Raw genomic sequence first — 12001 nt, 5'->3', positions numbered from 1 at the left:
AAATAATGACCTATACCGCGGGGCACTATGATGTGGTTGTGGTGGGAGCGGGCCATGCGGGTTGCGAGGCCGCTTTGGCCGCCGCCCGCATGGGATGTTCAACCTTATTGTTGACAATAAGCCTGGACACCATCGCCTATATGCCATGCAACCCTTCCATCGGGGGACCAGCCAAGGGGCATGTGGTTCGGGAAATCGATGCGCTGGGAGGGGAAATGGGGAAAACGATTGATAAAACCCATATCCAAATGCGCATGTTAAATACGGGGAAAGGGCCGGCGGTCTATGCACTGAGGGCGCAAGCAGATAAAGTGCTGTACCAACGCGAAATGAAGAAAACGCTGGAAACCACCCCGAATTTGGCCATTCATCAGGGGCTGGTGGAGCGCCTGATCGTGGAAAACGGGGTATGCCAAGGGGTGATTACCCGCACAGGCGCGCACTACTTCGCCAAAACAGTGGTATTAACCACAGGTACGTATCTGAGAGGGAAAGTCATTATTGGGGATCTTTCCTATGAAAGTGGGCCCAATAACCAACAGCCTGCCGTTAACTTGGCCCATCATTTGCTGGAGCTGGGCTTTGATATGGTTCGTTTCAAAACGGGAACTCCGCCGCGGGTGAATAAGAATACGATTGATACCAGCAAGATGGAGGAACAGCCAGGGGACGATGAGCCACGCGCTTTTTCGTATGAAACGACAGAATTCATCACTGATCAGTTGCCATGCTGGCTGACCCATACCAATGAGAAGACGCACCAATACATCCGCGACAACTTGCACCGAGCGCCGATGTACTCGGGTGTGATTGAGGGAAGAGGGCCACGCTATTGTCCGTCGATTGAAGATAAGATCGTGCGCTTCGCTGATAAGGGACGGCATCAGATCTTTATCGAGCCGGAAGGCAGAGAGACGATGGAGATGTATGTCCAAGGGCTTTCCACCAGTTTGCCGGAAGATGTGCAATTGGCGATATTGCGCACCATTGAAGGAATGGAGCGGGTGGAGATGATGCGCACGGGTTATGCGATTGAGTATGATTCGATCGTACCGACGCAATTGTGGCCTTCGCTGGAGACAAAACGGGTGGAAAATCTCTTTACTGCGGGACAATTAAACGGCACGTCTGGTTATGAGGAGGCCGCGGCACAGGGAATCATGGCCGGAATCAATGCGGCCCGCAAAGTTCAGGGCAAAGAGCCGATTGTCCTTGACCGTTCGCAAGCCTATATCGGGGTGTTGATTGACGATTTGGTAACCAAAGGCACCAATGAACCTTATCGACTGCTTACTTCCCGCGCCGAGTATCGTTTGTTGTTGCGGCACGACAATGCCGATTTGCGCTTAACCGATATCGGATATGAAATTGGCCTTATTCCCGAAGCGCGTTATGCGCGGTTCACGGCAAAACGGGAAGCGATTGCCCGGGAAATTGAGCGTTTGCGTGAAACAAAAGTGCGTCCAACGCCCGAAGTGCAAGCGATCTTGCATGAGATGGGCACGACGGAAATCAATAATGCGATTGAACTGGCCACGTTGATCAAACGTCCGGAGTTGGGCTATAAGGAGATTGCCCGGATGTCTCCGCCGCCTGAACCGTTGGCTCCTGAAGTGGAAGAGCAGGTGGAGATTCAATTGAAATATGAGGGGTATATCAAGAAAGCCCTGCAGCAGGTGGAGAAGATGAAGCGGATGGAGGAGAAACGGATCCCCGCTTGGGTGGATTACAGCAAGATTGCCGGGATTTCCTCAGAAGCGCGCGAAAAGCTGGAGCAAGTGCGTCCGATTTCCTTGGGCCAAGCTTCCCGCATTTCGGGTGTGAACCCGGCGGATATCTCCATTCTGATGGTTCATATTGAACAGGGTGGCAAGGTATATCGACAAGATTAGAACGAAAAAGGAATTGGTTTGGTTATTGAAAATCGAAATTTGGTGAATCCGCCGTTAAAACGTAATGAAAACCTGGCCTGTTTGTGGGGTCAGGTTTTTTAGGAGGGTGTTTATGCGTGAATTAGGCGAGTGGTTGCGCGAACAGGTGGCGCCATGGGGTCTTTCGTTATCGGAAGGTCAACTGCGTCAGTTTCAACTGTACTATGAGCATTTGATTAAAACAAATGAAGTGATGAATCTCACTTCGATCACCGATGCGCGTGAAGTATACATTAAGCATTTTTATGATTCACTCACATTGTCACAAGTGGTGGACCTATCCAAGGCGGAATCGTTAATCGATGTAGGAACGGGAGCCGGGTTCCCTGGAATTCCGTTGAAGATCGCTTTTCCTGGACTGAAACTGACGTTGTTGGATTCATTGAAAAAGCGGGTAGGTTTCTTGCAAGAAGTGGTTGACCGCTTGGAGTTGACTCAGGTTTCTTGTGTCCATGGGCGCGCGGAAGAGCTGGCCAAACAAAAAGGCTTCCGTGAGTCCTATGATTTGGCCACGGCCCGGGCCGTGGCCCGCTTAAATGTGTTGGCGGAGTACTGCCTGCCTTTTGTGAAGGTTGGGGGCGCCTTTGTGTCGATGAAAGGGCCGTCGGTGGAGGAAGAGATAAACGAGGCCAAACGGGCGTTACATATATTGGGGAAAACCACATGTCAACGAAAAGAGTTTCTCCTTCCTGATGAGATGGGGAAACGCAATCTGATCATCATGCAAAAACGGGACCATACTCCCAAAGCGTACCCACGCAAGGCGGGGACGCCGTCCAAGCAACCATTGAGCTAAAAGGTCATGAGAACGTAAATGGGGAATTTCCCGGGAAATGCATAATAAAAAGCCGAATGACTCTTAGAACGGAAGGAGTACACATTCGGCTTTTTGCTTTATCCCAAATTGTTAATCAAGCTGTGAAGACCGCGTAAGGCGAGCTTTCTCTTTTCAATCTTATCCATTTCTTGCCGTTTGCGGCTATTTTGTGAATGGGGGGTTAGGAATTCTTCCCAGGAGTTATAGCCGCCGTAAGCATCTTCAAATTCGATGTCATCTCGTTTTAGGCTGGCATCGCCATCGTCCAACTCTCCATCTTGATAGAGATCACGGCTGAATGGTTGAATGGATGGTTGCGTGTTTTCAAATAACGGGCCATCTTCAAAGGCGAAAAAGGGAGATTGATGGTTCGATGTCAGCGGTTGCTCCTCCCAAAAGGAAGAAGAGTTTTGCTTGTTTGCTTTACTTGCCCGTTTTTCGGCCAGCGATTCGATTTTCTGGTGAAACCGCGCCTTCTTTTGTTGACGATTGCGTCTGCGCGGGGCAAACGGTTCTAATGGTTGCGCGTTGGGCTCGTCTGCTTCAAATTGAATCCCTTGTGTCGAGTCTTGATAAGAGGCTGACTCTTGGTATGGCGAGGATGATTCGCGATAAAAAGGCGAGTGATGCATGGATGCGTGGGATTCAAAAGGGAACAGAGTTGTTTGTTGTTGCCCGTTCTCTTCATGTTTGACGGGATTCTCCGCATAATGAATGCGTTGGCTAGCGGAAAGGCGTTTGCGTAGCTTTTGATCCCGTTCGCGATAGATGGGTTGAGCGGGTTCTTCCTCATCTAACTTGTTGCTTGTCTGTTGGACGGGTTGCGGTTCGGTGCCCAGATGACTGAACAATTGGGAAATCGAAGAGGGTTCTCCCCAAGGTGAATGGTTGATGGGCTCTTGTTCAGACTCATGGTCGTCATCTTCCAGGGAAATCCGTTCCACTGAATAGACGGAGTAATCTTCTTGCTGCTCTTGTTCTGGCTGGAAAGGCATGCGAGATTTGCGGCGCAGTCCTTTTTTCCGCGTTGAAGTGACAGGGGCTTCTTGAAAAAAACTATATGGACTGGCGTATTCCACTTCTTGCGCTTCAAGCACTTCCAATTCTTCTTCGGCGGAGTCCGGTTCGTCATCCAGCTGATGCGTTTGATATGGTGCAGGTTCATAATAAGTGGTTTCCCCGGTGAATGCCAATTCCTCATCTGTATCCACCTCGCTCTTGGCGACGTGAATGGCATAAGTGGTTGTCTCCCCAGCAGGTGTATGTAAAGTCGATTGCTGCAAAGTCAGCTTATGCCCTTTATCAAAATCTTCCGTAGCTGAGGAGGGTTCGCTTGTCTCCGCTTTTGTTAACGCTTGGCTTACCAGGGTGGTGATCATTTTGGGAGTTAATTGAATATAGTAGGCCGATTTTCCGCTCTCTTGCAATTTTCGGACGGCTTCTTGATCGGATGGGTCCGTGCCAATGATGATCATGTCGTACTGCGATTCATATTGTGACATTTTCTCCCCCTCCTTTTCCATTAGTCAGGTGGTGAATCCCTACGCTCTCAACTATTTCTTCTGTATTTATTATCGCTTTTTTTTCAATGAATCGCTAGGGTTATTTTAGAAAAATGGGTTTTAAAAGCATTCCCCCAAGGATCTCCTTGGGGGCCGATTAGTGTTTATTTTTTTACCGCCTTGGCTTTCTTCTCGGTTGCTGCCGCAGCTTCAGCAAATGAATCAGGCACATGGAATTCTTGGTGGATCGTGGCGGCCGCTTCCAACATGTCTTTGGTTGGGACCGCACGCGCTTTGGATTGAGCAAATTTGCAGAGGCCAAATCCGTTGGCGAATTGGGCTTCGATACCATAATCTTCAGCGAAGATCAGCTTGTCTCCAAAACGCTCGCGATAGAATGGCTTGAATGGGATGGAAGCTCCGCCGGTCAGGATGATATAGGTGATGTCATCACCGTAGTCAAGTCGGTTCCACACTTCGCTGACCAACGCTTCACCCACTTCTTTGATGCATTCCTGCACGATGGCACTGACATCATGCACTTTGCCTTTGAAGCTGATTTCACCCGAACGGACGACACGCGGCAAGCTCCAGATCGGATATTCTTTCCCGTTGGAGTCCGGGTCCACTTGACGGGTGAAATCGAGCAGGCGTTTGGCCAACAGTTCATATACGTTAAGCATCGCATGGCGGGAGGTGAAGCTTTGGCGTTTGATGATGGTTTCACCGTGCAATGTCTCAATGTCGGAAGTGCCAAATCCTAAGTCGTTGATGCTTACTTTTTGAATGAACAGATCTTCGTTTAACAGCTTGCCGTCACGATCCAAGGCAATGTGGAAGAGGGTGGCCATTGGCTGGCTGATTACGAAGAGGTTTTCACGCTTAATTTCGAATTCAATCCGGCGCCAGGGCAGATTTCCTTGCTTAACCTCAAATGAGTGTTTGCCGATCAGGCGGCGCTTCAATTCATCTTTATAATCGATATAGCTATCGGTTGGCAGGGCAACAGAGACAACAGGTTCCGTACTTCCTTGCAGCATTAATCCGGTGCTCACACGGAACATGATGAGGTATTCTTGCTCACGGAACCATGTAGGGCTAAATAAACGGCGCTTATGGGAATCGAACAGTTCATCGTCGCCGGCTTGCTCGATGGCCAGCTTACCGCAGAACCACTCACGATCGCCTTCACGTTCGCGATACATGATGTTATGTGGGTCGTTGTTATAGGTGATTTCCCCAACGCGGTTTGGAACCACCATATTCCGAATAAACATCTTATAAAACTTGCCATTCGCACGAGTGACAACTTTGGTGCCATAGTACCCTTGGTCATTCCCTATGTATACAGGTACACTCATTTTCAGATATCCTCCTCAAATAAATGAAATGCCCTTCTTCCCACGATTCTATCAATTGTGAAGGCAAAGGGTCAACAGAATGAGACCAATATCTACAAATATGTACAATTTATTCAACAGAAATAAAAACTGACGTAAACATCAGAAATGCTAACGTCATTATGGGACAATGAAACATTTTCCATATAAATGAGAGAGTGATTGTTTCACGTGGAACATTTCCTGAACATTTTTTGAGAAATAACAGATGAGCAGGTTGTGATGATCGTGTCAGCGAATGGTTATTAATAGATCGGGCTACTTCTAGATAACCGTAAGGTGGTGTCTGTGTTAATGAAAGAACCGTTCACACGACTATTCGGTTTGGTGGATAAAGGTGACAAAAGTCAAGATCAAGTGAAACAAATTTCAGTAGAAGAGATTGAACCTAGCCCGTATCAACCTCGAACGATTTTCCAAGAAGAGCGCATCGACGAATTATGTCAATCCATTCGTTCGCATGGAGTGATTCAGCCGGTTGTCGTAAGACGAAATGAACGTGGGCGTTATGAACTGATTGCGGGTGAACGGCGCTTACGGGCAGTCAAGAAATTAGGTTTGGAGACGGTTCCGGCGATCATACGCAATATGACGGACAATCAAGCAGCATCCGCAGCCTTGATTGAGAATTTGCAACGGGAAAATTTGACGGCAATAGAAGAAGCGCATGCCTATCAAAGGTTGATTGAACTACATCAATTGACACAAGAAAGTTTAGCACAGCGGTTGGGTAAAGGACAATCGACGATTGCGAATAAATTGCGACTATTACATTTGCCTGAACCAGTTCAAACCGCGTTACTCAAGAGGTCGATAACCGAGCGACATGCCAGGGCGCTACTGGCCCTGAAAGATGAAGCCTTGCAATTAAAAGTGTTGGCGGAAATCATCGAGCGTGACCTCAATGTAAAACAGACGGAAGTGCGGATCAGCAAGCTGTGCGGAGCGGAAGAGAAACAGGGGAAAAGCCAGCGCAAATCGGTTTCGCGTGACATGCGGATCGCGATCAATACCATTCGCCAATCCGTGGATATGGTAAAGCAAACAGGATTACATGTGGAGACCGCTGAACAGGAACATGATGGGTACTATGAAGTGGTTATTCGCATTCCCAAAAAAGGCGAATGAACTAATTTCATCATTTTTTTCTTTCGTTCTCACTTGTCTATTATTAAAATAAAAAGGAGAAAAGAATGAAAATGGAGGCAACATAGCACGGAGACGGGTTGACAGCAGGTAAGGTCGATCGTCTGTGGGGCGGTCAGCCTCTTTTTCTTTATCGAGTCGGGCTGGGGACGTTCGCGAATGGCCATTCATCCCTTAAGTCGGTTGGCCGGGATGAAAAGACCGTCCCAGCGAAGGGGGAGGATAGCGGCGGGGTCTGTGGAAGTGAGGCATCATTGTGCCTCGAAGAAATCACAGACATCAGTCCATGACGAAAGCATGAAACAAGGGGATAGACAAGTCGTTTGGCAAGTGGATGAAGGAGATGCCATAGCCCTGCCGTTTCATTTAACCCGTAATGCTGAAGTAAGGAACGTCCCGCTCATGATGGGGACGATAAATCCTCCAACATGTCTGTATGATGTTTGGGAGAAGAGGTGAAAGTATGGGCAAAGTCATTGCAATTGCCAATCAAAAGGGAGGCGTGGGCGTGCGTCCGTAAGGGGCAAGGAGTATCGCTTCAAAGGAAGCTCAGGATTAGAGAGAGATCCTGATGGTCAACTGACTAACCTGAGGTGGAAACGCCGATAAGGGAACATCGCCTGTCAGTAACGCGCATGGTTTGAACCGCACGGATCAAGCAGATGTGCTAGACCAAGGAGTGATATGGTCAAGGCTAGACTGCCTTAAACCCAGTTTCCTTGCCTTAACCATCCAGGGTGTGCGCGAACAGATTGCCGCGTGCACAGGAAAGTTTACCAGGAGTATTGCCCACGCTCCTGTGTACTCTCTAGCTTTCCTCGGCGTATCGTTGATACGTGAAGGAAACGAACGGGAACCTACGTCACTCCCCTGTACTCGTTGCTCTAAACGGAGATCATCTAAGGTGAATGCCTGGCCCGCACCACATGGGCAGGTTTTCGCTATGATGACGGAGTCCCCATAGTAGTCCGAGGCAGGGAAAGCCTGCCACATGGCGAAGGGGGGCAGGTTGTCCAAATGATAGTGAACCGGAGGTATGCGCAATGCAGAGAGCCGAGGTCGTCCTATCATTGCTAAGCCAAAAAGCACAAGAACATCAACGTTATCGTTTTCGTCGACTTTACCGGAACTTATTTAATCCCGATTTTTATCGGTATGCACTCGTGCAATTACAAGGGGCCCCCGTCTGTTTGGAAAATAAATCAGGGCCAACGGGGCGGACTTACATAGCAATGATAGAATCGATGATTCAGCAATTGAAGAACGAGACATACCGTTTTGCCCCATATCAACTTGTGGGTTTTCCCAGCTCAATGAAACCGCCGCTCAAATTAGAAGACCATTTGGTGCTTGTCGTGGTCAGTCAAATTCTTAGCGCGATTTATGAGCCGCTTTTCTTGAATTCTTCACAAGGCTTTAGACCGATGCCAACGATAAGGTCCGCGCTTCACATGGTGAAAGGGATATCAGGGGTGAATTGGATTGTGGGAGGGGAACTTCCCACTGAGTTGAATAAAAACCAGCATACCTTGCTCATGGAGATGTTGCGCCAACGGATTGGGGATGGCCGGTTTTTGGAATTGATCCGACGCATGTTGGATGCGGGTGTTTGGCGGGCGGCCCTTTTGGCTAATCGATCGGCGGCCCTTGATGAAACCATAGCCCCGTTCCCATGCCAGCTCTTGTTCCATTCACTTGATCAGTTTATGAACGAGTACGCCCGTGCTTCCCTGTCTCATGCCACCCTTCACTACATCAGATGGGGAGAGCATCTCCTTGTGGGGGTGAAGGGATCGAAACGGATGGCGCAAGAAGTGATTGGACAAATCCATACCTTTCTGCATCAGGAACTCCAATTCTCAACTTCATCCGAACCTTTGACGCTTATCCATATCAAGGAGAAGAAGAAGGTTCGGTTCATGGGATATGAAATTGGGCAAGACCACCGCGATCCGGCACGGTTGCAACTGCTGGTTCCCCATTCGGTCATTCAAGAAAGGATTCGGCCTTTTCGCAAACAGGGCAAACCGGTTCATTATCCAGCGCGCCTTCATCTCAGCGTACCCGAGCTGGTGCAGTTATATGCGGAGGAGATGAAGGCGTTGTATCTGACTTACCGCTATGCGGCAGATGTGCGGGCCAAATTGGGGAAGTTTCGTTTTTATCACTACGGTAGCTTGCTCAAGACCATCGCCAGCAAAGAAAAAAGCTCGGTGAAACAAGTGTTGGACAAATATGGGGTGCAAATAGGCGAGAGAAAACGGACGATTGCGGTGAAAACGGGTGCCACCTGGGTTACCTATTTTACCGAATCATTGGCGAACGAAGAACGGCTTAGGGGCAACTGGAGAGCCGGATACATCGAAAGGTGTACGTCCGGTTCGGAGGGGGGCAGACAGAAACCGGTCCCTTCAAGGGATAAGGCGCTGTCTGTCTACCCTACAAAACAACCACGTCTGTGAACTTAGCTGCTGCGATTGCGGCACTGGGGAAAAAAGTGTTAATCGTGGACATTGATCCGTGCGCACTGTTCTCAGCCTAACCTGTTTGGAGACAAACAATAAAAGCTGAGGGGCTACGAAGTAGCCCAACTCCACATCCGAATAGGTGGGGGAAGTTCCCACTAAGGATGGAAGGTTGGCCATCCTTCCCTGAGACTCCGACATGCGACCATGCTGGTCACATGGTGGTATGAAGCTCGGTGAAGGCGACCGAAAATGGACTGACCGATGTCCAGAAGTAGGACGGGGGGCTATAAAATTGCTATGGTGAGAATGTGCATGAGAATGTACTGACGAACCACCGAACTAAAGGCTCGTTAAGTCGACGCAAACGAGGTCTTAGAAAGTTTGCGGTCCCTATAAGGGTTCCAGTGGCTACTTTGTGTTCTGTCTCGCGAAGTAGAAGAGTTTTGGGTCTAACTCAATCCGACTGCCCTCCAACCGTGGGCTGAGGATCGCTGGCGGGTTAAAGGTGGCACCTAAGGCAATATGTAAAGCTAGGATGTGGGGAACAGTGGAACCTCCCAAGGGAATGTTAAGGATGACCAATGATCCGATGTCCCTAAACAGTAGGAAATGACTGTTGAATGGGGGGGACAGCTGCCCGTAGTAGTGATGAAACAGGGTAATGCCTGTGGAGCGAAGGGGCATAGTCAGTGAAATTCGTAATTGCAGACAGTTTGGTTAGGAAGTCGATGGACACTAACTGGCTAACCCAATGACATCTCCAAACAAAGGGGGTGGTACATTGGCTCAAAAACTAACCTATCCAAACACCGAAGGTGAACTTCAAGCTGAATTAGACAGGGTTTTTAAGATCACACAGGAAACGGTCAACAAAAACGATGTACCTAGATGGAAAGGGATTTACGAAGTTGTCTCCAGTGAAACAGCGATCCTGACAGCGATTCATAAGATCAAAGCCAACAAAGGCAGTAAAACTGCCGGTTCTGATGGCAAAGTGATCTCAGACTATCTTCAAAGAGATTACGGCGAAATCATCACAGAGATACAACGGATGATGAACCATTACAACCCAGCTCCCATACGGCGGAAATTCATTCCGAAACCTGGGAAAGACGAAATGAGACCGCTTGGAATTCCAACGGTCAAAGATCGAATCATTCAGGAATGTGTAAGAATGGTTATCGAGCCAATTTTGGAAGCCCAATTCTTCGAACACTCTTATGGCTTCAGGCCCATGAGAAGCACAGAACACGCATTTTCTAGGGTGTCGAACTTAATATCCCAGACCAAACACGAATGGATCATCGAAGGGGATATTTGCAAGTTCTTTGACACAGTCAACCATAGAATACTCCTGAAACAGTTATGGCACATGGGAATAAGAGATCGAAGAGTCTTGATGATCATCAAGAAAATGTTAAAGGCGGGGATCATGAATGAGATTGGGGCGAACCCAATGGGTACGCCCCAAGGGGGCATATTATCCCCCTTGCTCGCCAACGCCTACTTACACAAATTCGATGAATGGATTGCAAGCATGTGGGAGAAAAAGAAAATGAAATTCCCGTATAAGACAAGGGAGTCAATGAGAGTTTGTTTGAAGAAATCAAACCTCAAGCCAGCGTATCTGGTAAGATACGCTGACGACTGGGTTATCATCACAAACAGCAAACGCAACGCTGAAAAGCTGAAGTATAAAATAGCAAAATTCATGTCTGAGAAACTTAAAATCAAATTATCTGAGGAGAAAACCAAAATCACCAACGTTTATAGCAAGAAGGTTTACTTCCTTGGATATGAGATCAAATACAGGAAAGATCGGGACACTGGCAACAGGATACCAGTTATTGCTCCAAATAGGGAGAGGCTGAAGCTAAAAGTAAAAGAAATCATGAAAGCCACAAAGAAGCTAAGGCACTGCCGGACGAAGGATTATCTAGCCTATGACATTAACAGGTTGAACAACAAAATAAGAGGACTCATCGAATACTACGAAATTGCAAACTTAGTAAACACATACCTGTCCAAGCACAATCGAAAACTTCAACTTGCGGCGTTCAACGCTGAAACGAACAATCTACCAGGAGTACATAGCCAATACACCACGGGCATTCCAGCAGTTAACATCAATGGAACATGGCTAGGTGTAACCCTGTTAGGATTCTGCAAATGGAGACGACAAACTGGCAAGACACAAACGGAGACGCCTTATACCGAAGAAGGTAGAACGATGTTCTATCAAAGGAAGGGGAAACGCCCACCGAGATTGAGGGCTGACGAACTCTTTCACGAAGACCCATGGGTCTACATCAATCACAAAAGTCGTCTATACAACTTCGAGTATTATATGAACAGAGCCTATGCATTCAATAGGGACAAAGGCAAATGCAAAATCTGCGGATGTAATCTAACCAAAGATAATTTGCACAGCCACCATGTAAACCCAAAGCTTCCTATAGAGTTGGTAAATAAGGTCTTCAACTTGGCTAGTCTATGTGAGTCCTGGCACAGCAAGGTACATTCCGAAGTGGACATTGAACTTTACGAAACCCTAGATAGCAAGGCGAAGAAGAGACTTTTAAGGTTCAGAGAAAGACTGTCGAAGAAACCAAAGAAAGCTAAATCAGCTTAAACCGTTACGAATTTCATTGATGGAACGCCGTGTGCGATGAAAGTCGCACGCACGGTGTGAGCGGGGGGAAAAGGGCTCCTAACAGGAAACGTGACCGAAGGTCAC

Annotated in this window: 7 protein-coding genes and 1 pseudogene; 6 read left to right on the top strand and 2 right to left on the bottom strand. The window is 48.0% G+C overall.

Annotated features, from left to right (window positions below; translation table 11 throughout):
• The first annotated feature begins 5 nt into the window (after window positions 1-5).
• Both mnmG and rsmG read left to right on the top strand, forming a co-directional pair.
• The gene (mnmG, locus tag ACFQNG_RS03155; RefSeq protein ID WP_379863383.1) at window positions 6-1892 is read left to right on the top strand and encodes a tRNA uridine-5-carboxymethylaminomethyl(34) synthesis enzyme MnmG; all 1887 of its coding nucleotides are present in this window, start codon (window positions 6-8) and stop codon (window positions 1890-1892) included.
• A gap of 112 nt (window positions 1893-2004) precedes the next feature.
• Window positions 2005-2727: a 16S rRNA (guanine(527)-N(7))-methyltransferase RsmG gene (gene rsmG, locus ACFQNG_RS03150; protein ID WP_379863382.1), complete on the top strand. Its 723-nt coding sequence runs from the start codon at window positions 2005-2007 to the stop codon at window positions 2725-2727.
• A 98-nt stretch (window positions 2728-2825) separates the two neighbouring features.
• Here the strand turns inward: rsmG and ACFQNG_RS03145 are convergent, their stop codons facing one another.
• Window positions 2826-4250 carry a hypothetical protein gene (locus ACFQNG_RS03145; protein WP_379863381.1) on the bottom strand — a complete coding sequence of 475 codons (1425 nt, stop codon included), beginning with the start codon at window positions 4248-4250 and terminating at the stop codon, window positions 2826-2828.
• Between the two features lie 164 nt (window positions 4251-4414).
• Entirely contained in the window at window positions 4415-5611 is a 1197-nt protein-coding gene (locus tag ACFQNG_RS03140; protein ID WP_379863379.1) for a ParM/StbA family protein, read from the bottom strand.
• 333 nt (window positions 5612-5944) lie between these two features.
• Between ACFQNG_RS03140 and noc the strand changes: the two genes are divergently transcribed.
• From noc to ltrA, 4 genes and pseudogenes are all read left to right on the top strand, one after another.
• On the top strand, window positions 5945-6778 hold the full coding sequence (noc, locus tag ACFQNG_RS03135; RefSeq protein WP_379863378.1) for a nucleoid occlusion protein: 834 nt from the start codon (window positions 5945-5947) through the stop codon (window positions 6776-6778).
• Between the two features lie 1061 nt (window positions 6779-7839).
• Window positions 7840-9258 carry an RNA-dependent RNA polymerase family protein gene (locus tag ACFQNG_RS03130; RefSeq protein ID WP_379863376.1) on the top strand — a complete coding sequence of 473 codons (1419 nt, stop codon included), beginning with the start codon at window positions 7840-7842 and terminating at the stop codon, window positions 9256-9258.
• Window positions 9255-9317: pseudogene (locus ACFQNG_RS03125) on the top strand (ParA family protein); the annotation flags it as partial. The gene ACFQNG_RS03130 and the pseudogene ACFQNG_RS03125, both read left to right, overlap by 4 nt.
• Before the next feature lie 728 nt (window positions 9318-10045).
• Window positions 10046-11896, top strand: coding sequence for a group II intron reverse transcriptase/maturase (gene ltrA, locus ACFQNG_RS03120; protein ID WP_379863375.1), 1851 nt, complete (start codon window positions 10046-10048; stop codon window positions 11894-11896).
• Window positions 11897-12001: the final 105 nt, after the last annotated feature.

The sequence above is a fragment of the Laceyella putida genome (genome assembly GCF_042665195.1).
Classification (GTDB): Bacteria; Bacillota; Bacilli; order Thermoactinomycetales; family Thermoactinomycetaceae; genus Laceyella; species Laceyella putida.
The sequence above is the reverse complement of the archived record's forward strand: the minus strand, read 5'-3'. Positions and strand labels throughout refer to the sequence as shown.